The organism is Rhodococcus sp. RDE2 (assembly GCF_020885655.1).
Lineage (GTDB): Bacteria > Actinomycetota > Actinomycetes > Mycobacteriales > Mycobacteriaceae > Rhodococcus > Rhodococcus pyridinivorans.
In genome coordinates this window covers 177,827-199,262 of sequence record NZ_AP025187.1, presented here as the reverse complement: position 1 = coordinate 199,262, position 21,436 = coordinate 177,827, and the positions used below count along the sequence as shown (strand labels likewise).

21 protein-coding genes are annotated in these 21,436 nt (G+C 67.2%); 4 read left to right on the top strand and 17 right to left on the bottom strand.

Annotated elements, in window-relative coordinates:
• Positions 1-32: 32 nt before the first annotated feature.
• From LPH33_RS26155 to LPH33_RS26145, 3 genes are all read right to left on the bottom strand, one after another.
• A complete protein-coding gene (locus LPH33_RS26155) occupies positions 33-1,844 on the bottom strand; it encodes a hypothetical protein (RefSeq protein ID WP_229568636.1) in 1,812 nt (603 codons plus the stop codon).
• Between the two features lie 48 nt (positions 1,845-1,892).
• Positions 1,893-3,086, bottom strand: coding sequence for an AAA family ATPase (locus LPH33_RS26150; RefSeq protein WP_229568634.1), 1,194 nt, complete (start codon positions 3,084-3,086; stop codon positions 1,893-1,895).
• 178 nt (positions 3,087-3,264) lie between these two features.
• Complete coding sequence (locus LPH33_RS26145) at positions 3,265-5,586, bottom strand: AAA family ATPase (RefSeq protein ID WP_229568633.1); 2,322 nt, start codon at positions 5,584-5,586, stop codon at positions 3,265-3,267.
• A 160-nt stretch (positions 5,587-5,746) separates the two neighbouring features.
• Here LPH33_RS26145 and LPH33_RS26140 point away from each other — a divergent pair, with 160 nt between their 5' ends.
• Positions 5,747-6,355, top strand: a complete 609-nt coding sequence (locus LPH33_RS26140) for a hypothetical protein (protein ID WP_138845949.1) — start codon at positions 5,747-5,749, stop codon at positions 6,353-6,355.
• Between the two features lie 807 nt (positions 6,356-7,162).
• On the opposite strand, the gene LPH33_RS26135 is transcribed toward LPH33_RS26140, so the two are convergent.
• Positions 7,163-8,467, bottom strand: coding sequence for a hypothetical protein (locus LPH33_RS26135; RefSeq protein WP_229568631.1), 1,305 nt, complete (start codon positions 8,465-8,467; stop codon positions 7,163-7,165).
• Between the two features lie 142 nt (positions 8,468-8,609).
• Between LPH33_RS26135 and LPH33_RS26130 the strand changes: the two genes are divergently transcribed.
• Entirely contained in the window at positions 8,610-9,845 is a 1,236-nt protein-coding gene (locus LPH33_RS26130; protein WP_229568629.1) for a hypothetical protein, read from the top strand.
• A 310-nt stretch (positions 9,846-10,155) separates the two neighbouring features.
• Here LPH33_RS26130 and LPH33_RS26125 read toward each other — a convergent pair whose 3' ends face one another.
• From LPH33_RS26125 to LPH33_RS26105, 5 genes are all read right to left on the bottom strand, one after another.
• Positions 10,156-10,593 carry a hypothetical protein gene (locus tag LPH33_RS26125; protein ID WP_193904155.1) on the bottom strand — a complete coding sequence of 146 codons (438 nt, stop codon included), beginning with the start codon at positions 10,591-10,593 and terminating at the stop codon, positions 10,156-10,158.
• Positions 10,594-10,596: 3 nt separating this feature from the next.
• Positions 10,597-10,917 (bottom strand): hypothetical protein, encoded by a 321-nt coding sequence (locus LPH33_RS26120; protein WP_193904154.1) that lies wholly within the window; start codon positions 10,915-10,917, stop codon positions 10,597-10,599.
• A 147-nt stretch (positions 10,918-11,064) separates the two neighbouring features.
• The gene (locus LPH33_RS26115; RefSeq protein WP_229568628.1) at positions 11,065-11,568 is read right to left on the bottom strand and encodes a hypothetical protein; all 504 of its coding nucleotides are present in this window, start codon (positions 11,566-11,568) and stop codon (positions 11,065-11,067) included.
• 83 nt (positions 11,569-11,651) lie between these two features.
• Positions 11,652-12,134: a hypothetical protein gene (locus tag LPH33_RS26110; protein WP_193904152.1), complete on the bottom strand. Its 483-nt coding sequence runs from the start codon at positions 12,132-12,134 to the stop codon at positions 11,652-11,654.
• A gap of 73 nt (positions 12,135-12,207) precedes the next feature.
• Positions 12,208-12,873, bottom strand: a complete 666-nt coding sequence (locus tag LPH33_RS26105; protein ID WP_193904151.1) for a hypothetical protein — start codon at positions 12,871-12,873, stop codon at positions 12,208-12,210.
• Positions 12,874-13,126: 253 nt separating this feature from the next.
• On the opposite strand from LPH33_RS26105, the gene LPH33_RS26100 reads away from it, so the two are divergent.
• On the top strand, positions 13,127-13,759 hold the full coding sequence (locus LPH33_RS26100) for a DUF2510 domain-containing protein (RefSeq protein ID WP_138845959.1): 633 nt from the start codon (positions 13,127-13,129) through the stop codon (positions 13,757-13,759).
• A gap of 121 nt (positions 13,760-13,880) precedes the next feature.
• Here the strand turns inward: LPH33_RS26100 and dnaG are convergent, their stop codons facing one another.
• Positions 13,881-15,623, bottom strand: a complete 1,743-nt coding sequence (gene dnaG / locus LPH33_RS26095) for a DNA primase (protein WP_193904149.1) — start codon at positions 15,621-15,623, stop codon at positions 13,881-13,883.
• A 38-nt stretch (positions 15,624-15,661) separates the two neighbouring features.
• Here dnaG and LPH33_RS26090 point away from each other — a divergent pair, with 38 nt between their 5' ends.
• Positions 15,662-16,198: a hypothetical protein gene (locus tag LPH33_RS26090; protein ID WP_229568626.1), complete on the top strand. Its 537-nt coding sequence runs from the start codon at positions 15,662-15,664 to the stop codon at positions 16,196-16,198.
• Between the two features lie 80 nt (positions 16,199-16,278).
• Here the strand turns inward: LPH33_RS26090 and LPH33_RS26085 are convergent, their stop codons facing one another.
• The 7 genes from LPH33_RS26085 to LPH33_RS26055 form a co-directional block, all read right to left on the bottom strand.
• Entirely contained in the window at positions 16,279-16,761 is a 483-nt protein-coding gene (locus LPH33_RS26085; RefSeq protein ID WP_229568625.1) for a GNAT family N-acetyltransferase, read from the bottom strand.
• Between the two features lie 107 nt (positions 16,762-16,868).
• Entirely contained in the window at positions 16,869-17,255 is a 387-nt protein-coding gene (locus tag LPH33_RS26080; protein ID WP_229568623.1) for a hypothetical protein, read from the bottom strand.
• Positions 17,256-17,424: 169 nt separating this feature from the next.
• On the bottom strand, positions 17,425-18,336 hold the full coding sequence (locus tag LPH33_RS26075; protein ID WP_229568621.1) for a nucleotidyl transferase AbiEii/AbiGii toxin family protein: 912 nt from the start codon (positions 18,334-18,336) through the stop codon (positions 17,425-17,427).
• A gap of 353 nt (positions 18,337-18,689) precedes the next feature.
• The gene (locus LPH33_RS26070) at positions 18,690-19,325 is read right to left on the bottom strand and encodes a type IV toxin-antitoxin system AbiEi family antitoxin domain-containing protein (RefSeq protein WP_138845964.1); all 636 of its coding nucleotides are present in this window, start codon (positions 19,323-19,325) and stop codon (positions 18,690-18,692) included.
• Positions 19,326-19,483: 158 nt separating this feature from the next.
• A complete protein-coding gene (locus tag LPH33_RS26065; protein ID WP_138845965.1) occupies positions 19,484-19,909 on the bottom strand; it encodes a hypothetical protein in 426 nt (141 codons plus the stop codon).
• Positions 19,909-20,085, bottom strand: a complete 177-nt coding sequence (locus tag LPH33_RS26060; RefSeq protein WP_229568619.1) for a hypothetical protein — start codon at positions 20,083-20,085, stop codon at positions 19,909-19,911. Before LPH33_RS26060 ends, LPH33_RS26065 begins: the two co-directional genes overlap by 1 nt.
• A gap of 218 nt (positions 20,086-20,303) precedes the next feature.
• Positions 20,304-21,248 (bottom strand): DUF932 domain-containing protein, encoded by a 945-nt coding sequence (locus LPH33_RS26055; protein ID WP_229568618.1) that lies wholly within the window; start codon positions 21,246-21,248, stop codon positions 20,304-20,306.
• Positions 21,249-21,436: the final 188 nt, after the last annotated feature.

The following is a 21,436-nucleotide window of genomic DNA, read 5'->3' as shown; positions in this document are numbered from 1 at the left end:
AGCCGTCCCCGCCGCAGCAAAGTACCTCTCTGCTACCTGTGCGCCCCCTGCTCGAGTGCGGTGGCGATGGCGTCGGAGACGAGTCCTGCGAATGCGTTCGGGGTGACGTGGTCGACGACCGTGGTGTCCTCGGGGATGACGGAGGCTCGCTCGCGGTCACCGGTCAGCGCCCACACGACCTGGACGTCGTGGCGGCGTAGGTAGCGCACCCGCTCACCAATCGCCGAGGCTTCGTGGCTGGGGAGTTCACCGTCGGTAAGAACGACGAGGACTCGGGCCCCGAAGGCAGTCGTGAGGTCGGCGCCGGCGGTGACGGCGGACATCGCCTCGGCGCACCCAGTCGAGGAGGATCCTCCAGGGACGACGGGTACTCGGTTCGCGCGGGCGCGAGGTCCGAGCAATGCGGTGACGGTACCGCCGAAGCCAGTGGCGGCGGCGGTACCGCCGAGCTCTGCCGCGGCCTCCGCGAGCGACCAGATCACCGTGCCGGCCGCCGGGAGCCAGCGGTCCATCGAGCCGGAGACGTCGACGACGACACCGACATGCAGGGGCGGCTTCTCGGCGACCTTGCGCCGGTTGCGGCGCCAGGGTGTCGCAGTGACGACCTGCCCGTTGGCGCGTTGCGCTGCGCGTTGGACGAGTCCGCTCGTGCGAGCCTTCCCCGCCGGGTAGGCCACCTGTTCGGTGACCTGCCGGGGCGCTTCGTACTGGGCGCGTTTGAGGCGGCGCACGATCGCCGCGCGCTCGGCGACCTCCGTGTCGGTGGGCGGCCGGTGCCGAATGCGGGTGAGGGCCTTCGCATCGAACACCGATCGGGCTGCGGCCGCGGCAAGGTCGCGTTGGGCGTCGTTGGCCCGCTTCTCAGGTGTGGGTTGCGGACCGAGCGCCTGGTGGAGTTCGAGTTCTGCCTCGGCGGAGGTCTCCGCGGCGAGGTCGCGCAGCAGGTCCATCCAGCCCGAACCGATCCCCGTGCTGGGGTCGAGTCGGTCGCTGGCATCACCGGCGCCTGCCCCGAGGCTGGCTTCCTGGTCGCTCGGGTCGGCTCCAGGCTCACCGCTGCCACCGTCGTTGTCGTTGTCGACTGCAGCGCCGGAAGGGTCGTCGCAAGGCTCGGTGTCGTTGCTGCCGACCGGCTGCCCTGTCTCCTCCCCCGGCCCGGAGCCTGCTCCTCTTCCGCCGCCGGGATCGGTCTCCGGAATTAGCCGGCACCACTGCTCGGACAACGCCAGCAACTGCTCCTCGTCACTGTCGCGCAGGGTGAGGACCTGGCGCCAGATCTGCGTGCACTCGGCGACGACGTCGGTGCCGAACGCATCCTCCACGACCGGACGAATCCGCTCCCCCACCCACCGTGGAAGCACCCCGGCGTCGACCTGGGGAAGCACCCGCTCGAGCAGCAGACGTGGCGACCCCACGAGAGGCATCGTCACGGGGGCGGCCGACCGGAGGAACAACCGTGACCTCGGGCTGCGGATGATCAGTCTGCGGTGCGCACGCGCGACGTCGAGCGCCCACGCGACCTCGAGTACCCCGTCCGGGACGGTATCGCTTACACGGCCGTGCCACCGCGAATGCGCTGCACGCGAAGCTCCGTCGAGGACGAGACCAGCGAGGATCGGGTGGGAGAGGCGATCGATGAGCGTCCTCGTCGTCGGAACGCGTCCGCGATCGTCGACAGACAGCTCTGCAGCGTGCGGGTCGATGCGAATCTGCCCGGACGCCGGATCGACGTCGACGCCGCCCGATGTCGCGTCGATAGTGACGGTGACGTCGCCGCGGCCTGCGATCTGCCGTGCCCATTCGGTGGCCGACCATCCGGTCAGCTCCCAACTCTGCGACCCCACGATTGATTCCCTTCTCGATACGCCCTGTCAGGCGCGGATGTGTGCTGGTCAGGACTGGGCGATGAGTTCGCCGAGTTCACCCGCTCCCCAGTTGAGGTGCTTTTCCAGCTCTTGGGCGACTCGGCCGCGCAGGAGCGTCTCCGGGCACGCCGACACCAACGACCGTGCCGCGAAACCGATGCCGAGTCGCGGTCCGCTGTCGCGGGCCTTGAGCAGAGCACGCAGCGACGGAACCCACACCGGCTCGTGCCCCTTCGCTCGTGCGACGTCGTTCGCTGTCATCAAGGCGCGGGCGGCATCGACGAATGCCTTCGGTACCCCGAGGTTCTCCGCGGTCGACAGGTCCGTGGGAACGGTGACGGTGAACGCGATCCGGTCGTGCAGCGCTTCGGGGATCCCGAACCCGGAGCCGGGGTTGTACGCGATCAGCACCGCGAAGCCGTCGGCGGCGCCGACCCGACCGACATGGGGGTTGGAGATGTCGATGTAGGTGCGGCGGTGATCGCACACGGACAGGAACACTGATTGCACTTCCTGCGGCGCGCGCGGCAGCTCGTCGGCCAGGAACGGACGTCCTTCCCGCATGGCCTGCAGCAGGGGCCCGTCGACCCAGGCAAACCCCGACGGTGCAGTCGGATCGGGGTTATAGCGGCCGACGATGTCTTCGACGGTTGTCTCGCCGTGGAACGTCAACTGCAGCAGGTCCGGCGCTGCGACCTGCGCGAGCGTGGTCTTGCCTGAGCCGGGTTCGCCGGCCAGACCGACCGTCCATCCCTGGTTGATGGCGGCGCGCACGACGGTGACGTCGACGATGCCGCCGACCATTCGGGGAAGGTACCGGTCCCCGGACGGGGTGCTGTACGTCTGGTCGGGGTCGGAGGCGATCGCCGGTTCCAGGTCGGCGCCTGCGGGGTCGCTGTCCCAGTCCACCGCGGGGGCGCCGCTACCGGCGGCCAGGGCGGCACTGGCGAACTGTTCAATCTGCTCGTCGGGGTCGTCCACCTTGAAGTACTCGACCATGAAGGCGTTCGGGACCCGGTCGTCGGTGACGGTGTCGGCGAGTTCGATCACGCGCATCGGCAGCGAATCTGGGTCGCCGATTCGGTCGCGGGTGTCTTCGACGTTCGACCCCAGCTGCAGGATCCCGTCGAGCAGCGAGTCATATCCAGTGGGTGTGGACTCCCAGGCAGACGCGCCGATCGTGCCGTGGCAGCGTCGGGGCGTCCCGTCACGCAGCAGCACCAGGTCTATCGCTGCACTTGACGAGTTCCCTGACCCTGCAGGGAATCCGACGTATCCGTAGGCGAGCACGAGGTGGTGATCCTTTCGAAGGGTGGTGGAGCGGTCGAACGGTAGACGAGCGATGGTCCACCCCGGCTGTCTTGACATCGCGATCATCGACAGCCGAGGTGGCCGCTGATCACGCGGCGAGCTGGGTGGATCCGAGTGGCGGGCGCTGCAGGCGGATCACCCGCGACGCGATGTCGAGGACGTCGGCGGTGTGCGAGACGACGATCATCGGCATTTCCAGGGCGCGCAGCATCGTCAGCATGTCCCGCCGGAATGCTTCGTCCTGCGAGGCGGTAATTTCGTCGGCGAACAGCATGCCGGGCTTGCCACCGCCGGCGAGCTGGCGGGAGAACCCGATGAATGCGCACACCGCGGCGCGGGCCTTCTCGCCGCCGGAGAGCTGCCGGGTGGCGCGGGTTGTCCCGTCGGGCAACACCACCTGCGGTACGAACGTCTCGTCGATCACGAACCCCACATGTTCTCCGCCCAGTCGGGTCAGGATGTCGGTCGCTGCTGCGGAGATCGTGGCGCAGTACTCGGCGAGCAGATCTCGACGCAGGGCGATTCCGATGTCACGGGCGATGCGGGCGATCTCCGCCTTTTCGGCGGCCTCTCTCTTGAGCTCCCATCGGGTGGCGGCGTCGTCGGCGATGCCGTCGAGTTGCATCGCTGTGGCGCGCGCGGCCTGGGCGTGCGCTGCGGCGTCCGCGGCGCGTGCCTGTGCAGCGTCGAGGGCGGCGCGTGCGTTTGCTTCGCGGGACTCGGCGGCCGCGACGTCGGTGGGGCTCGGTGCGTCCACCACCGCGGCGCGTGCCACCTCGACGCGCTCGCCGGCAGCAGCCGCCCGGGTGAGGGCGTCGGCCAACGCATTCCATGCCGTCGTGACCGTGCGTGCAGTGGCGAGCTGTGCGGTCAGTTGCTCGTGCACGGTGAGCGCTGCCCGGTGGATCTCGTCCCGCCCGGCTGGTGCCGGTGCGTTCTGGTGAGTGGCGACCAGCTCGGCCAGCGCCCCGGCGGCCTGGTCGGCGTGCCGGGTCGCGGCGCTGGCCGCGGCCTCCGCGTGCTCGGCGACGCGCGCGAGGCTGTCGACGTTCGCGAGAGCGTCGTGGGCCTTGCGCAGCCGGGTCTCGGTGTCGAGCAGGGCCCGGTCCAGCGCGGTTGCCCTCTGGTGGGCGGCCGTCGCCTCCGCACGTGCCTGGTCCAGGATCGTGCGCTGCTCGTCGATCAGGGCGGCGACGTCGCCGACGTCCTGTCTGCAGGTCGGGCATGCGGCGGCGTCCATCGCGCGGGAGAGCGTCGCGATGGCCTCGTCGCGTTGGGCGACGGCGGCGTCGGCGACGTGCGCTGCCCGCAGGGCCTCCTGGTGTGCACTTCGCGCGGCCTCCACCTCGGCCTGCCCGGCGGTCACCGCGGCGGCCAACGCATCCGGGTCGACGGCCGCGTGTGCGGCGCGGGCCTGCTCGGCGGCGGTCCGGGCACTGCTCTCCTGCCCGGTGGCGGACTTGAGTTCCGTGCCGCGGCGGGTCAGTTCGCCGAGCGCGTGTTCGAGATCGGTGCACGCCTGGCGGGCGACGGCGCCCCGCGGTTCGTGATCCCCGCTGGTTGCCTCACCGAGATCGTGGAGACGTTGGCGGGCCGCGTCGACAGCCTGCCCGGCGTCCGCTGCAAGTGCCTGGGCGCCGACTACGGCTTCGCGGGAATCGCGGGCGAGGCGTTCGGCGCGCTGCAGTTCCTTCGCCTGCTGGTTGGCGGCATCCCAGATGGTCCGGGCTTCGGCAGCGTCAGCCGCGGCTCGGTTGCATTCCTGCTGCAGGCGATCACTTTCGGCCCCGGCTTCCTCGGCGTCGTCGGCGGTTCGCTTCACCTCGGCCGGGTCACCGGGCAGTGCCTCGGCCCGGACCGCGGCGTCCTTGCACTCTTCACGCAGTCCCTGGATACGCTTGGTCAGGTCGTCGAGGCCGGTCAGCTCTTCGAACGTTTCCTGCACCTTCGCAGGGGTGCCCGTCATCAGTTCGGTCAGTTGCCCCTGCGCCATGTAGAACGCGCCGCGGAACGTCTTCGCGGTCAGCCCGGTCAGCTCGGTGATGATCCGGGTCAACGACGCCGGCGTGACGTTCGACTGCTTGACGCCGTTGATCCACAGTTTCGCCGACGCGGATTCGACACCGGCCTCGGAGCGGGTGATCCGGCGTACGGCGACGACCTCGTCGCTGCCGATGAGAACGGTGGCGGTGACCTGGGCGGGTTCGGTGGATCCCTCGCGGCGCAGTGCAGCTGCCGATCCGGCTGACCCGGTGTCTCCCCACAGGCACCACGGCAACGCGTCGAGGATGCCCGACTTGCCGACCCCCGAGGGGCCGTACAGAGCGGTCGTGCCGTCCGGGTCCACATCGAGTGTCATGTGCTCGACGGAGCGGATGTTGGTGATCTCCAGCGACTTCAACCGCAGCATGATCCCGGTCCCTTTCGTGATGGTGCCTGTCGATGCCTGTGACGCTACGAACGGCTCGGGGTGGGTGTTTCAGTCGTGACACCGACATCGAGTATGTCTCGCCGACCTGCGGAAATGCCCGTACGATCGGAGGGGCGTGGCCGGAGGAAGGTGGTGGGCAGTGTCGGTGGACAGCGGTCTGATGCTCGACCTCGAGGGAGTGCCCGACCGCGGCGAGCAGCTGGCTCTACTCGGTGATCGTCGCCCGGTGCGGGTGCCGGCCGACCTGTGGCGGCAGTGGTTGTCCGATCCGGTGGTCGTCGCTCGGTTCGAAGCCAAGCGCTACCGCCGCAGTCCCCAAACCTGCTGGCCGTTCATCGGTGCCATCAGCTCCACCGGCCACGGTTCGTTCCGAGCCGGCAACATCGGACTCGAACGCCGCGGGACCGTCCCGGCTCATCTGTTCGCCTATCAACTCGAATACGACGTGATCCCCAGGCTCGGTTGGGCCGCCACCGACGACGTCACCGTCTGTCATCAATGTGACTACGCGGCCTGCACCAATCCCCGGCACATGCGGCTCGGTACGAACGGCACCAACCGCATCGAGTACCTGCGTCGGCGCCGCAATTTCAATTCGCCTCTCGCCGATGTGCGCGGCTCGGCCGGGCGCAGTCGTGCGATCGCCGAAGCGGTACGGGCAGGGCTGCGCAACGGCGACAGCGCGGCCCGAATCGAGGCACGAATCCGGGCCGCAGAGGACGCCGGCACGCCCCTGGCACTGTGGTAACCGTCGACGGAGTCCACGGAACATGGAAGCGAGCAGGCGGTCCTGCACGTCACTTGCTCCAGAGAACAAACATGCGCCCGAGCGCTGGTGGGCGGCACACCTCGCAACCGTCCACCACCGACTCTGCCGGACTGCGTCGGCGTGGACACCTCCGAGCAGGTCTGAGGATCGGTTCCGAGGCACAGTCCGGCTGGATACAGACGCCGATCTCACCCTCGGTTTGCCCAGCGCGGCGAGCCTGCGAGGCACAGCGGATGACTACGATCCGGTCCTTGCCGATCAGAGACCTGGTCGAGGTCGTCTCTCATCAGGACCGACTCATGCGACGCCAGATTCTGGCACCCAGGACGGCAGCGACCGCGAAGGCCAGCACGGACACTGACACGAGCACGGTCGTCAACGAGTCGCCCCACGACTCTGGGGACATCGGCGCCGCCACAGCCGATTGCGTCTCACCCGCTGCTGCGACAGGTACATCGACGACCGCGGCACCGTTGTGGACGACTCCTGAAAACGGCGTCCAGTCCACATCTGTGTCACTGCTCGACCAGTCCGAGGGCATGATCACGATCTCACCGTCGGGGCCGGTCCCGATAGCCAGACCGTTGAATCCTGCGATCGGTCTTCCGTGTGCATCGGTCGAAGGCAGGACCGTTCCGTCAGGAAGCACGAACACGGGTAGGCCGTGGTCCGTCAACGGATCGTCGACTGTGGGCGACATGGTTGCTCCTCTGTGGTGGTCGGATGTCGATTGTGCGCATCGGCATGTCTTGGTGGTGGGAGGGTAGGGGTTTGATTCTCCGAGTGTCAGGCCGTGCAGGGTGCGCCGAGTGCGGCGCGGGCCTGGGTAAGGGCGGCTTCGCGGAGAGACTCGGGGGCGTCGCGCAGGGTCTTGCCGACGTTTCCGTGATCGGTGCGGTGGTCGAGCGCGACTTGCAGGTCGACGACGCGCTCGGTGATCGAGATTTGTTCGTGGGTGGGCTGCGCGAGTGAGATTCCGCTGAGCGGGTTTTCGAAGGTGGTGGACCAGTACGCTGCGTCGCGTGCTGCATTCGCCCATTCCCCGGCGAGTTCGTAGATGCCTTGCCGCTGCTGCGGTGTGGCGCCGACGATGCGCTGACGCAGGATCCATCCGCCCTCGCCGGTGAGAGCTTCCGACTCGGCGTCGATCCAGCGCTGTGCAGCGAGGCGATCGCGCACCAGGTCGTTGATCTGCGTGACCGTCATGGTGGTGGCGTCGATCGGGTCGAAGTCACGCTGTGGGCGCTGCCAGATCTCGCGCAGTGTCACGTGGGGTGCGCCGGCGTCGGGAAGGTCGACTTGGAGCCATCCTCGGGGCGACTCGTCGTCGGAGAATCCGCGGCGGACCGTCGAGCCGGTGTACCAGACCTGACCACGCCCATCGGGGTCTCCGAATCCGTTGACGGGGCCGGGCGTGTGGAAGTCCGACAGGAGGGTGAGGTCGAACCCTCGGGTTACCCACTCGGTCGGGACGAGGCGGTCGGCGCCGTGCCGTTCGGCGGCCTTGTAGAGGCGTTCGTCCCCGACGAAGATGCCGTGCGAGCACAAGATGTTGATGCCGTGGTCGAGAGGCTCCGGTTCGATGTGGATGCCCTGGTTGCGGAGATCCGGGTCGAGACCGTAGTGGCTTACGACGTGCAAGTAGATGGCCTGATCGGGGTCGGGTTGGTGGATCTCGTAGAGGCCGGGGTACGGGCCGACGCTGTCTTCCGGCGCGCGGCGGCTGTCGGGATAGACGGTGAAGGCGTTCATCGTGGGTCGGTCGAACATGGCAACGGCGGAAAGGTCTGCACCCGAGCCTGCGCAGTGGTTGCCGCTGTTCTTCCCGTTCCAGAGTCCCGCGTCAAAGATGAGGTCGTCGAGTCGCTGGACTGATTCGACGTCGCGCGGCAGTGGGCGGGACCAGTGAGTGACGTCTCCTCCGTGCCACAGACCTCGGCAGCCGGCGTCGATGATCTGAGTGACGGCCTGGCTGTATGCGAGTTGGCCGTCGACGACGCGGAGATTCCAGCCGGTGGGGCGGTGCATCCGCATGCCGCGGGTGCTGTAGCCGGCGTGCGTGCATCCGATGGTGGCGAATCGGTAGGTCATGGTCCAACGGTGACATTTCGCTTCTCCGTGTGTTGCAACGCAACTCGGGGCCACCGAAACAGCAGCGCATCCCACCACTTCGCTCGCAGTGCGCTAGAGTGATCACCATCGGATCTGCCACACAACTTGCATAGGACACACCATGAGCACAGCTGTGCTCGGCGACCCTATTGGTGTCGCCGATTCTGCTGACCGTCTTTGCGACGCCATCCTCGACGTGTTCGAGTCTGACGAAACGTCGGATCGTCAACGCGCCGTTGCTGTTTGCGCTACCTGCCCCCTCGTGCAAGCATGCCGCACCCGGACCCGAGTCGAAATCCTCGACGGCATCGGCCCGTGCGCAGTCGTCCGCGCCGGGGTGGCATGGGACTACGACGGATACCCAGACGCCGACATCCACGCCGACGACACCGCCCTCAAATGGATCCCCGACACCGCCAAGCGACCGGAGGCCACTGACGACAACAGATCTGACCTGGACAGGCCAGACGAGAATGTTGTCGAGCTCGCCTTCCACGACCCCGGGATGCTCCGCGAGCACGAATTCAGCGCCGCCGAAAGTGAAGCGATCGTCCTGCGGGGTGCCAAGCAGGGCAAGTCGATGAACTTCCTCGGCAAGATCCTCCGAATGCACTACCGCAACGTCCACAAATTGGCGCTCAACCTCGGGGTCCGCGACGCATTCGAAACGAAGCCACCGCGCAAGAAGGCGCTCGATGAGGTTGTCGTCGAACTCGAAACCCTGGACGTCGAGCACGACATTGAGACCGAGTCCCAGGATCGCGCCGTGGACAACGGTCAGCTGTCCTTCGACGACCTGATCGTCCCCGACACCGCCGAGCCGAGCATCCCGGCCGACGCTGTTACCGCAGCTGCCTTCTCTCGTACACCTCGGGCGTTGCTACGCCGACTCACCGGCCGCATCCCCCGTCGATTCCGTGCCGGCAAGGTCGACATCGCACGAATCGTGCAGCAGAGGACGCCGTCGCTGCGCGCGGATTCGCCGGCAGGCGCGCACGGGCTCTATTCGGGTTCGTCGGCCCCTCCCATCACCAGCCGGTTACGGAGGTCGAACAGGACCGGCTCTCCGTTCTCCTCTCCCGGCGCGTCCGCGAGAGTGCACTCCCGGTCGATGCGCGCACCTAGTGCGGCTGCGCACCCTGGTCGAACGCGACTGTGCACGGTGAGGTTGTTCACGAGACCCCGTGACGCCACTGGTATCGATCCTCCACGCACACAACTGGATCCAGTCAGCACATCTGTTCATGTGGCGATCCCTCTTCATGGCCGCAGCCCCAGAGCTGAGCACGCTGACCGTGCCGTGCCATCTGTCACGAGACCCCGCGTGTCCGAGGCCATCGCCCCACACTGCTTCTGAGCGACCCCAGCTTCTTTCGCTCTGCAGCAACCACCTCCCCGTTCGATGAGCACGATTCGAGCGGGGTACTCGTCGTGCTCATCCACCGACAGGCCGACCGGCGCCAGCTCCGGCATCTCGTCCTGCGGGCGGCCCGGCTCACACTGGATGCGGCACCTGCGGCCTTGTCGACCTCACGCCGACCGAGGTCCCCTCGCCCACCCCGGCAGGCATCAAGTCGACACGTCTGCCCTATTGATGCACAACGAAATACGCTGGCGCACCCCACAGTGACTGTGGATACACCGGCGTATCGGCGTGGCCGAACGAGTCAGCCTGCTTCGGGCACCGTCCAGTCCCGCTCCGGACCGAGGATGGCCACCACCGGAGCCAACAAAGCGGAGCGCACCCCATGGCCCGCAACCAGTGCCTCGTTTTCGTAGAGGATCGCCGCGGACGCGCTCACCGCCGCTGCCTCCGCGCCGTAGGGAAAAACCCCAGGCAGCCGGGCATCTCGACACACGGCCTCATGCGCCAGAAATGCACGCGGACGCGACTCCCGATAGAAACCCATTGCAACGCCTCGACTTTCGATCACCTCCGTGAGCTCGTCCAATGCGTTGCTCTGGGCATCGGACGCTGCTGCTGCGGTCTCTGCGAACAGCCGAGACTGGTCGGGATCGAGAACCGACAGCCGCGCACGCATCGCCTGGATGCGGGCTGCCTTCGTCGCGAGCCCTTGATCTGCTGCATCCATCGTTGCGGTCATAGGTCAGTTTCCCTGCCCGTGCATGGCCAGACCCTCGTCGAAGAGGACGGCGGCCTGCTTCAACTCGTTGACCAACGCGGCCTTGCCCTCACTCTCGGGCAGCGCCTCCAGCAACTGGAGGTTCTCCTGTGCCGCGTTCCGCGCCTTCTCGAACTCCTCGGAGGTCTTCGGTCCCGACCGCGTCGACTTCATGGCCGCGCTGTTCTCGGTGATCCGAGCATTGAGCGCCTTGATCGCCTCCTTGATGTGGTCGTTGTTGGTGGCGGCCGTGACCACGGCGGCCTCACTCTCGGTGAGGACCACAATGCTGTCGCGCTGGGGCATACTCGTCTCCTGTCGTTGGGGTCACCGGTAGGGAACGATCCGGTGTGCTCGGTGCGAGACGCTACGTCGCTGGTTATCCAGTCGGCGGCGTCGCAGAACGAGAACGGGCCGGTGGCAAGCAATTCGCTCGTCACCGGCCCGCGTATCTCACAGCTTGCCCCAGCGCTTTCCGTCCCAGAATCGATCGAAGTCGTGGTCGGGCTTCCTCAGGAATGCCTTGACCTCGGGCGAGTCAGGGAGACCGCGAAGTGCGGCGAAGCCGCCGGAGGAGAGGACGGATTCGCCGGGTCGAAGCACGGGCGTTTCGCGCCGTGTCGCACGTCGGAGCTTCGCTGCAACCTCGTACTCGTCGATCAGCGACTCGACGGCAGTGCTCTCGGGTTCGTAGGCAGCGTTCTCAGGGTGCAGGCTCTGGTAGTCGGCGACCCACCGGTTCCAGGCCTGGCGGTGTTCCTTCGCGGCCGTAGTCCAGAACACCATCACGGTGCCGCCGCGGCCGTCGTGCTCGACGCTGGCGACCTTCTTGCCGTTGCGCCGCAGACTCGCGACGTACGCGAAACCGTCGGAGGTCTGGTGGCCCTTGTAGGACGCGATTGACCAGTCGAGGTCGGGGATGGGCAGTTCCGTCGCGGGCAGAGTCGCAGGTGTCATGAGCGGTCCTTTCGGGAGGTTGTTAGTTCGTCCCGAACGTTATGGACCTGCGATGGCGGGTGTTTCAGAGTTTGTGCGGCCCGTCAGGCCGCAGTGTCGAGCAGTGTGGATACCGGCTTCAGTGCCCTGTTGACGAGATCGCACAGTGTCGCGATCACGTGGTTGATCTGGGCGGCAGGGTCGTACAGGTGGTGCGCGGAGAACATGTCGGTATCGCGGGTGACGTTCGGGAGTGCGAGTCGGAGGGTGTCGATGTTCGGGAGGTCGAGGTACACGACGCCGCTGAGGGATTGCTCATTCGGTTCGGGTCCGACGAGGTCCACGGTGACCTCGACGGCAGCGCCGGCGACCGCACCGTGCAGGGCGAGGGCAGGCTCGGTCGAGGTCAGCGTCTGCCAGTCTACGGCCAGGTATTCGGCGAGAATGCCGTATGCGCTGTCGAGGTAGGCAGAGCCGTGGTGGAACCACGGGTCTTTCGGGAGGAGGCGGTCGATCCGGTCCTCGTCGGCGATCAGGTGGGCTGCGAAACTGGCGACCGTTGCGGGTTCCGCACTGACGGTGATCATGGGTCTTCCCTTCGGTGGCTCGTGGTGTGGTCCGGCCCGCCCCAACGCATCGGGGCGGAGCTGTGTGTGGTTCTCAGACCTTGGCGCGCAGGATGCCGAACAACGTGTTGACCAGGTCTTCGACCGGTCCGTCGGTGGCGGCTTCCTTGAGCGCAGTGATGGTGTCGAGGACGGCGTGTGCGTTGTCGGCGCGGGTGGCGGCGTCGAGGTCGAGCACGTGGATCGAAGAGCTGGCATAGCTGACGGTCCCGTTCGAGACCACCACGAGCGGCGTGGCGGGGGTGGGGTGGCCGGCGGTTCGCGAGGCTTCCCTGGGGAGAGGCGTGGGCTGCTGGTCCTGCTCGGGCTGGGCGACCGGGACTGCGGGCTGCTCCGGCTCCGGGGTGGGTGCGGTGGTCCGCGGCTTCGCCTGTGCAGCGGGGCGCGGCTGCTCGCGTACCGGCGCGGCCGGTGCTTCGGCAGTCGACGCCGAATCGGGCGCGGAACCCGACGGGACGCCGCGAGTCGGCTCGGGGACTGTGGCTTGCTCCTCCCCCTCGGGAGTGAACTCGGCGGCGGGTGAGGGTGAGGGTGCGGCGTCGCCGGTCGCGGCCGGGGTTGGCTCGGGCGGGGTCGGTGTCGGGTCGCCGGTGGGTGTCGGCTCCTGGGCCGGCGCGGCGGCCGCGGGTCGCGTCGAACCAATCGGCTTGACGGGGCTTCGCCGTCCTCGACCGCGCGGCGCGGTGAATCCTGTCGTCATCGGTAAGTCCTTCCGGTTGGTGTGTTTTCGATCGTTGCTCCGAACGTAAGCAACGATGCCGACACCAATGCGCCGGTGTTGCAGTCTGTGTCGAGACTTCGCTTCGAGATGATCGAGCTCCTCTCCGTCGGGCGCTGCGAGAGCGCCGATCGCGAGGCAGCGGGGCACCGCCGGGTGACGCGGACCTCACTCCGTGAGGTAACGACGCGCAGTCCAGTCCAGATAATTAGCGGACGAAAGGAATCAACAGCGCATGACCACCCCGCCGCCCGGCTGGCACCCCGATCCCGACAACCCCCACCTCGTTCGTTGGTGGGATGGACATCGGTGGACAGAACACACCCACCAGGCCACGAATTCAGCACCACCTCTTCCAGCGGCGGGGCACCCAGAATCTCAACAGCCTCAGGAGACCAATTCACGAAACTGGAAGACCACCGCGGCGAAGGTCGTGGGCGGAATCGTTGTCGTGTACTTGGTTCTCGTCGCGTGCGATCGCTTCGTGTTCGGTCCCGACCGCGACGAATCCGCAGCTCCGGCAGCGACAAGCTCATCGACCGCCCCCGTCGCAGAGGTCGAGGTACCGCCGTACGAGATCGCCAGCGACGACGATGACCTCATCATCGCCCATGTTCACCTCGGCAGCGATGACGCGCTTGGCCTGCGCCGAATCCATGTCAACCTGATGCAGCGCATCATGCGCGAGAAGCCCGACGGCGGATACTTCATCTACTACGACTGCGCCACTCCCAACCCCGACGGTTCTGTGAACCGCATTGGCACCGGCAAGGTTGCTGTCGGCCGGCTAGGCGCCGCACAAACGGGCCTCGAGATCAACGGCAACGAGCTACGCCCCAACTCAGGGCGCGTCTGCGAACCCGCGTAATTCTCCTCGTCTGACCGGGACCGATGCTCTGGATCGGTCCCGGTCAGCGTTGAACTGCCCTCGCTGCGAATCTGCTCTGCACCTGACTTGATCCCTCTGCTGTGGAACCTAACTCACCAGATCACTTCATGACACGGGATAGCCCGGCCGCCAACTGGGCGAACCTGCCAACCGAGTCGGGGTCGGCTGTATCCGCCCGCACCGCAGCCAACCGCGCCGGGCCGTACGCCCGCGCACATTCGCTCACCGCTCTCATCGGCTCCCGCTGCAGCGGTGCGCCGGCCCGCAACGCTGTCACCGCAGCACGCGCCGCCTCATCGGGAGCCGTGGACAGCAGCCAGGCCCATCGGTCCGGGATCTCCGGTGGGGCCACCGCGGCGCGCTCGACGACGGCGCAGTACCGGTCGGGAAGCAGATCTGCGAGTTCGAGCACCTCGGGTAGCTGCAGGCGACTCCACAGTGTTGGGTCGTCGACGAGTTGGGCCGCGAGATCTCGAATGCAGTCCAAACGCTCGATCGGAGTGACTTTGAGGGACGGCGGTGGTGACGGTGGGGCGGGGACCTGAAGTTGGCCTTCGGGGATCCCGAGTTCGCCGGCCAGCCATCGTCGGTACCGCAGGATCAGGACGTCGTCGGTGAGTTCGCCGAGCATCGCTGTTGCCCGGCGCGCGGCCACGGCTGCCTTCTCGGGTGTGTCAGCGTCGGCGAGGAGGCGGCCGAGGATCTGCCGAATCAGAGGTTGACGTGCGTTTACGGCGTCCCTTACGGCTTGGTCGCCGTGATCGGCGCGCAGCTGACACGGGTCCGAACCGCTCTTCCCCGGAACTGCGAGGGTGACCGTCGCGAACTGGTGGCAGGCGACAGCGATCTTCCAGGCGGCGGTCTGGCCCGCGTCGTCCGCGTCGAACATCACGACGATCTCTCCGTCGGACCCGAGGAGTCTGGACAGCAGTCGTGCGTGTGTCGCGGTGAAAGCGGTGCCGCACACACCGACGACCTCGGGATGTCCGGCGGCTGCCACTGCCATGACGTCGGTGTATCCCTCGACGACGATCACGCGTCGCTGCCTGACGATGGCGGGTCGTGCGGCTGCAAGCCCGAAAAGCGTGTCGGACTTGCGGAACAGAGCACTGTCGTCGCTGTTGACGTATTTGCGGTAGCGGTCGGGGTTGTGGCCGGGGTCATCGAGGCTGCGACCGGCGAGCCCGACGATGCGGCCCTGCGGGTCGCGCAGGGGCCAGATCAGTCGGCCGGCGAAGGTGTCGTAGGGCTGACCGGCCCGGCCCCGACGGATGAGCCCGGCATCGTGTCCAGCATTCGCGGGCAGCCCGCGGGTGGCCAGGTGTGCGCCGAGGACCGTGGTGCGGCCGCGAGGTGCGAAGCCGATCCCCCACTGACGGATGTGCGCGTCGGTGAAGCCGCGCTCGGTCAGGTACTCACGGGCAGACGCGGCGGCGGGGTCGTCGGTGATCGCGGTTGCGTACACCTCGGCGGCGATCTCTAGGGCTGCACGCAGCAGTTTCGGTGTCCCTTCTGTGCTGCTGCGGTGTGCCTGCTCGCGGTCGGTCAGGATCGCCGCCCCAACCTGTTCGGCGAGCTGTTCGACCGCTTCACGGAAGGTGAGCTGCTCGACGAGTTCGAGAAAGGTGATGACATCCCCGCCTCGGTCGCACCCGAAGCAGTGAAAGACCCCGGTTCCGGGGTTGACGTAGAACGAGGGCGTCCTTTCGTCATGGTCCGGGAGCGGACAGCAGCCCTTCGCCTCTCCCCTGGATGCAGGAACCAGACGCGTATAGCGGGCGACGATCTCGTCGATCCTGGCCCGCTCCCGGATCTGTTCGAGGGTGTCATCGGGGATCCTCATGCAACGCTCCTCACGGTTACCGCGCCGAGAGCCAGCTGGTGGCCCCGCTCGACGCTCGCTTGATGGTGCTCCAAGCGGCGGAGGCCACCGTACGGTCGGGCTTCACCACGCCGACCGATTGCCAGAGACGCCTCCGCGGCCGGCAGCGCAGCACTGGCAGTGTGCAGCAGGGATGGGGTGTGAAACACCAGGCAGGTACGGATTCGACGATGGTGCCGTCATTCTCGATCACTACGAAATCTGGAGGACCCATGCCGGTGAAGGCATTGCCCACGTTGCGGGCTGCGGAATCTGTCGAGGATCTCGCGAAGGCGATGGTCCTTCACAGTCAGACGCCCCGTTGCTACGAGATCGAGGATCCGGCGGAGGCGAACGCGGTGCGGGCGCTGAACGTCGTGGGAGTGCTCGCCGACTACATGCGGCTGGTCGGCGATGCCGGTGAGGATCTGAAGATCGGGGTCCTCGATCTGCTTGTTGATCTGCACCATCTCACGGATGCGGTTGGGGTCGACTGGGATGAGGTTCTCGACGACAGCAACAGGCACTACCGAGCCGACGTTGCGGGCGAACTCTGATCGTTGGAGGTCTCGGGCTGGCTGCGCGTGATCCCGATCCCGTGGCCAGCCACCACCGGCTTCGCGTGGGTGAACAGCGGTCAGTTGAGGTGCTTGGTGAGGTGGATCAGGGCGTAGCCGGCGGGGGTCGGCGTGCGCCCGGTTTTGCGGTAACCGTGTCCTCCGTACAGGCGCAGGTTGGCTTCGCTGTGTTCACCGGTGAACAGTCGTAGTTCGGTCACTCGCGGTTGCAGGTGCATCTCGGCATGGTGAAGAAGTTGGGTGCCAAGGCCGCGACCTTGCTGGTCGGGTGCGACGACGAGGCGGCCAAGTTCGGCCGCATGGGGTTCGTGGTTCATGCGGGGGAGGCGGACGGCAGCGATGAGGCGTCCGGTGTCGTCGCGGATGCCTAATGCGGTGACCGCGGGCTGGACGAGTTCGGTGATCAGTTCGTCGAGGGTTTCGGTCAGCGGTGGGAGTTCGAGGTCTCGGTGGGCCTGCGCTTCGGCGACGTAAGCGGCGCGTTGGAGGGTCAGCAGTTGCCCTGCATCGGCGGTGGTCAGGGTCATGGGTTCGTATGGCATCGGTCCATCGTCCTCGCTGGTGCTGGGGTTCTCGCATTGGTTGGACAGAACCCATGGCCAATCCCGGTTGTCGGCGCTGGTTCATCAATTGGCGGCCAGGCCGGAGGTCAGGCGTTGGACTCGGTGGCTGACTTCGACGCGACCTCAGGTTGGGGTTCCATATCCGCGCCGGTGATTCGGATGAGGGATGCCGCGGTGAGGGCGAGGCCAACGAGGATCAGGAGCAGCGAGAACGCGCCGTAGCCCTGCAGACTGGGACCGGTGCCGATGAACCAGCCAATGAGGGAAATTGCGGCGAGGATGCTGGAGGCGATGGGGCGAGCGTTGGCGGCGTAGCGGCGAGCGAGCCAGACCAGGGCAATCGAGGCGAGGACCGTGGCGACTGCGGGCGCGGGGATCGCGAGCAGCACCAAGGGGACGTAGAGCCACTTGCGGGCTCCGATGCCGGCAGCGGCGACGAATGCGGCCATCGGGATGATCAGCGACAGGGTCATGGTCGGCTCCTGGTGTTAGGGCGGCGGTGCGGTTTCACCGTCTCGTGCGCCGAGTTCCGTTGTTGCAGCGGCGATCTGTGCAGTGCTGGTTTGGGCATTCGCCACGTGCGAGGGTGTCGGACAGCGTGAGTTCTGGCCGGGAGGGTGCCGGGCGTGAGCCCCGGGACGGTTAGTCGTCGAGCCAGGCGCCAGCGTCCGGGCACCACGTGCCGGTGGTGCGGGTGCTGTCGAGCAGTGGGTTCAGGCATGCGCCCACCGTCGCGAGGGCGTGGTCGAGATCGGTGTACTCGGAGGGGAGTCCAGCGAGTCGAGCGGTGCGACGGTAGCCGTCATGCCAGCGGTCGCCGGGTACGGATATGGCTGTGACGGCGGGCATCTGTCGACGGCGGAATTCGCTGGTGAGCGCCGCATGGGTGTCGGCGGCGGGGATGGCGCAATGGGTGACGATGAACAGCAGATCGACCAGGTCGTGGAAGCGGGTCGACGGCGAGCGACGCGGGCCGTAGCGGAAGTAGGTCGCGGCGATCTTGTCGGCCAGCTGGTCCGCGATGGGATAGAGGGCGATCGCGGGCGTGGGGGTGATGCCGTCGAGGTCGAGTACCGGTGCCGGAGCGAGGCGTTCGATGCGTCCGACGGTGCTACGGCCGACGACCAGGTCGACGGGGAAGTTCCCGGCGGGGGTGGTTCCGAGGTGTGCGTTGACGCGCACGGTGGCGCCGCCGGTCAGGCCGTGGAGCGTGGCTGGCACGCTGATCGTGAACCGGAACGGGTCGAGACCTTCGGTAGCGGCGATGGTCGCTCGCAGGTCGTCGATTGCCGTTTCGGCGTCGGTGCCTGCGCTGGTGTGGAGCAGGTCGAGGTCCTCGCTGTGCCGTGCGCCTGCGAGACGGACCAGGAGCCCGGTGCCGCCGGTCAGGATCCAGGGAGCGGTGGGGTCGGCGAACACGCGGGCAAGGAACCGTTGAGCCAGGAACTGGCGGCGGACCTGTGCGGCTGGTGCGCCGGTGGCAGCAGCTACGGACTTGATGCGTGCGTTCAGGGCCATGTGGAAGGCGCCGGTGCTGCGGTATCGCTGGGTCATGCAGGGAATCGTCTGCGGCGGTGGTTCCCGGTGTTGCAGTGCAGTTTCCGGTCCGGGAGGGCGACGAATAGCCGGCGTCTCCTGGGAGCGTGAGCGTGTTCGCGGACAGCGGGGACCGACAGTTCATGACGCTGCAGTGCATTCCCGCGTCGCCGGTAACAGCAGTTGAACGTCGGCTTTTGGGGCGAGCCTGCTGGGATTCACCATGGCATCCCGTGGCACTCGTACCGGGATGTCTGGGACAGGTTGGAGGACGATCGCCGGGCAGAGTTCGAGGAGATGGTCGGTCTGCCGTTGTCTCCCGGCGATTGAGTAGACCCCGTGCGCCCCGAGGATGAACCTCTGGGTGTTGGTCAGGCGAGGAGATGCTCGAGCAGCCGCTGGCCGTTGTTGCGGGGGTGGCCGTAGCGGCGGGAGTGCCGGTCGAGGATTGTGGCGGCCGCGTCGTAGGTGAGTCGTCCGGTGCTGATTGCGGTGTGGATGATTCCGGCGAGGTGGCCACCGTCGAGGAGGTCGGCGGCGAGGTCGTCGATGGTGCGTGCTGCGGTGGTGACGGGTAGGCCGTCGACGAGCTCGGTGTCGTCGGAGGCGAGGGCGCCGACGTGGAATCGCTGGTCGGCCAGTCGGGTCTGGCGCCGGCGCGGGAGGGTGAACTCGAGGTGGTCTGCATCGACGTCGCCGAGCTGAAGGACCTTGGCGGCACTGCGGTGTGAGACGGCTGCGGTGATGGGGTCTTCGGTGAGGCGCTCGTCGGCGGTGCGGGTGGGGTCGAGTGCGAGCCAGGCTGCCCGGAGGTCTTCGTGGGGGTGCCAGGGGGCGCCGTGGATGCGGTGGATGCCGTGGCGGACGTGGTGGATGGCGCCGGCGTCGGCGAGGGTGGCGAGGTGCTTGGGGTGCATGCCGGCGGCGCGGGCTTGGGCGGTGGTGAACAGGCCCCATTGGGTGGTGGCGAGTTCGGCTGCGATTGTCAACCAGCGTGTCCCGTTCATGCTGCAAAAGTACCCCTTTCATGGAACGGGTATTTCAGTCACATATTTCGGCATCCGTAGCGTCCTCCGCGCCTAACGGACAGCCCCATTGCCCCGTCCCGCCATGCACACCAGCGGCCTCACCCCACAGAGGTCGGGTGAGGCCGCGAGGTGGATGGTCAGGCGAAGCGATGACGACCGTAGAGGTCGTCGGCGCACGAGTCGTCCTCGTCATAGGTGCGACCGCACGCAGCGCACCGAGGCGCGCCACCAGGCAGCGTGACGAGATACGTCTGGGCGTCACGGTCGTAGGCGGCAGCACCCGAAGGGAGCGCCGAGACAACGTCGGTGAGGTCATCGTCGGGATCGATGCCATCGATGTCGACCGTGCCGTCGATCATGTCGCGGCCGCCATCGGCGAACATGCCCATGAGGTAGTACCCGTCACCGTCACAGCCCAGGTGCAAGGCCCGAGCATCCGGGTGCACCACGGCAGCAACCTGTCGGACGCGTTCGACCGCCAAGCGCGCGATCTGATCGGTGGCGTCGTTCCGAACGCTCTCCCATACGTCGATCTGAGCGCAGATCGTGTCGAGAACAGTCATCACCTCACCTGCTCGGAGATCGCACGGCGGCGGGTGGCGGAGCGGTCGCCCCGCCACTTGCCCTTCGCGGCGCGTGCGCGGCCGTTGGGCTGAAGCCGCCCGGACGCGTGGGCGACGTTGAGCTTGTGGCGGAGCTGCCGGGCACTCATTTTCCCGGTTGGCTGCACGATGGTCATCACGGGTGTCCTTTCTGCTGGTTGGAGTGATGACTCGACCCTGCTCCCCTCCGACCTGCAGTGTTGCAGTCCTAGTACCCGGAAAACACGCGATACCCGTGATACCCGTGATACCCACGGTTCGCGGTAGGTCGGCTGAATTAGGGGCGGACAGCACAACGCGCCGACGAGAAAGGGCGGGGAGGCCTGCAGGCCTCCCCGCCCTTTCCAGCGAGCGATCAAACGCCGGCGAGAATCTTCATTGCCCGGTCCTTGGCGCCTTGGGCGGTGCCGTCGAGTTGACGCGTCGCCCGGGCGTCGTCGCCGCCCCGGACCGGTGCGAACCAGTCGACGTACTCGGTCAGCGCCGAGTACGCGCCCCAGCGGCTTCCCCGGCCGAGATCGTTGGTGTCCGCGAAGCGGAACAGTTCGATCAGCTCGTGACGACGGCGCTCCCACCGGCCGAACTCGCGCGCGTTCTCTTCGTCGGGCCGCGGGTACATAGCGTCGATGAACGCGCCGAACTCAGTCAGCGTCATCGGGGTGTCGAGCATGTGATCCGCGATCGCGCTGAACTCCTTCGCGAAGCGGACCGCGCCCTGAACCATCGTCGTAGCGGCAGCGAGTCGATCGTGCGCGGAACGGGTGTGACCGATCGCGAACGTAGCGGGAAACCCGATGTTTGCGGTCATCCCATTCGTGCAGACCAGACGCTTCACTCGGGCCTCGCCCGAGACGCGGCCGGACCCATCGTGGGCAGTGCGAAGTAGGAGCGTGAAGGCCACCAGATCCTTGCCGCCGACCTTCACCGCCGCATCCGGCAGATCCAGCTCCAAGTACGTCTGTCGACCCCCGCGCAAGGCGCCGCCGGTGGCGAACCGGGCGCCCATCGCGACCGCAGCGTCGGCGGCGGCGAATGCGTCCGCGTTGGTGACAGGTGTGTACCGGGCACCGCCGAGGTGCAACGCCTCCTTGGTGTCCGAACGCAGGAAGAAGCGCATCCCCGGCATGCCGGTCATGGTGACCCCACCTGGGGTGGTGAGGGCGAAGCTATCGGCCGGGTGCTCTTCGATCCCCCAGGCCAGCCCGGCGAGTTCGAGGGCATCGTGGACGTTGCGTGCGGCGCTGATGTCGGAGCCGAGTGCGCGGCTGGCGGGGATGCGGGTGGCGGCGGGAGCGGTCATGTGAACCTCCGATGTGGCTGGGATGCGATGTCGGATTCGACGCTATGAACGGGCCGCTGCTGTGTTTCAGATCTCACGCGAATGGAGCGTCCACAGTTAGTTCTCATGAACCGTGCCTGTACTGCGAGAAGCGGTCGCTTCACGTCGGACAGCCGGGAGAACAAGTGTTTCTATCGGACATAATGCTG

What these genes read in the sequence shown, in the direction of transcription:
- LPH33_RS26145 (WP_229568633.1), bottom strand. Translation starts at nt 5,586, where the DNA reads ATGCTGCGGTTGAAGTCGCTGGAGATCACCAACATCCGCTCCGTCGAG.
- LPH33_RS26135 (WP_229568631.1), bottom strand. Translation starts at nt 8,467, where the DNA reads ATGACCTACCGATTCGCCACCATCGGATGCACGCACGCCGGCTACAGC.
- LPH33_RS26130 (WP_229568629.1), top strand. Translation starts at nt 8,610, where the DNA reads ATGAGCACAGCTGTGCTCGGCGACCCTATTGGTGTCGCCGATTCTGCT.
- LPH33_RS26125 (WP_193904155.1), bottom strand. Translation starts at nt 10,593, where the DNA reads ATGACCGCAACGATGGATGCAGCAGATCAAGGGCTCGCGACGAAGGCA.
- LPH33_RS26120 (WP_193904154.1), bottom strand. Translation starts at nt 10,917, where the DNA reads ATGCCCCAGCGCGACAGCATTGTGGTCCTCACCGAGAGTGAGGCCGCC.
- LPH33_RS26115 (WP_229568628.1), bottom strand. Translation starts at nt 11,568, where the DNA reads ATGACACCTGCGACTCTGCCCGCGACGGAACTGCCCATCCCCGACCTC.
- LPH33_RS26110 (WP_193904152.1), bottom strand. Translation starts at nt 12,134, where the DNA reads ATGATCACCGTCAGTGCGGAACCCGCAACGGTCGCCAGTTTCGCAGCC.
- LPH33_RS26105 (WP_193904151.1), bottom strand. Translation starts at nt 12,873, where the DNA reads ATGACGACAGGATTCACCGCGCCGCGCGGTCGAGGACGGCGAAGCCCC.
- LPH33_RS26100 (WP_138845959.1), top strand. Translation starts at nt 13,127, where the DNA reads ATGACCACCCCGCCGCCCGGCTGGCACCCCGATCCCGACAACCCCCAC.
- dnaG (WP_193904149.1), bottom strand. Translation starts at nt 15,623, where the DNA reads ATGAGGATCCCCGATGACACCCTCGAACAGATCCGGGAGCGGGCCAGG.
- LPH33_RS26085 (WP_229568625.1), bottom strand. Translation starts at nt 16,761, where the DNA reads ATGCCATACGAACCCATGACCCTGACCACCGCCGATGCAGGGCAACTG.
- LPH33_RS26080 (WP_229568623.1), bottom strand. Translation starts at nt 17,255, where the DNA reads ATGACCCTGTCGCTGATCATCCCGATGGCCGCATTCGTCGCCGCTGCC.
- LPH33_RS26075 (WP_229568621.1), bottom strand. Translation starts at nt 18,336, where the DNA reads ATGACCCAGCGATACCGCAGCACCGGCGCCTTCCACATGGCCCTGAAC.
- LPH33_RS26070 (WP_138845964.1), bottom strand. Translation starts at nt 19,325, where the DNA reads ATGAACGGGACACGCTGGTTGACAATCGCAGCCGAACTCGCCACCACC.
- LPH33_RS26065 (WP_138845965.1), bottom strand. Translation starts at nt 19,909, where the DNA reads ATGACTGTTCTCGACACGATCTGCGCTCAGATCGACGTATGGGAGAGC.
- LPH33_RS26060 (WP_229568619.1), bottom strand. Translation starts at nt 20,085, where the DNA reads ATGACCATCGTGCAGCCAACCGGGAAAATGAGTGCCCGGCAGCTCCGC.
- LPH33_RS26055 (WP_229568618.1), bottom strand. Translation starts at nt 21,248, where the DNA reads ATGACCGCTCCCGCCGCCACCCGCATCCCCGCCAGCCGCGCACTCGGC.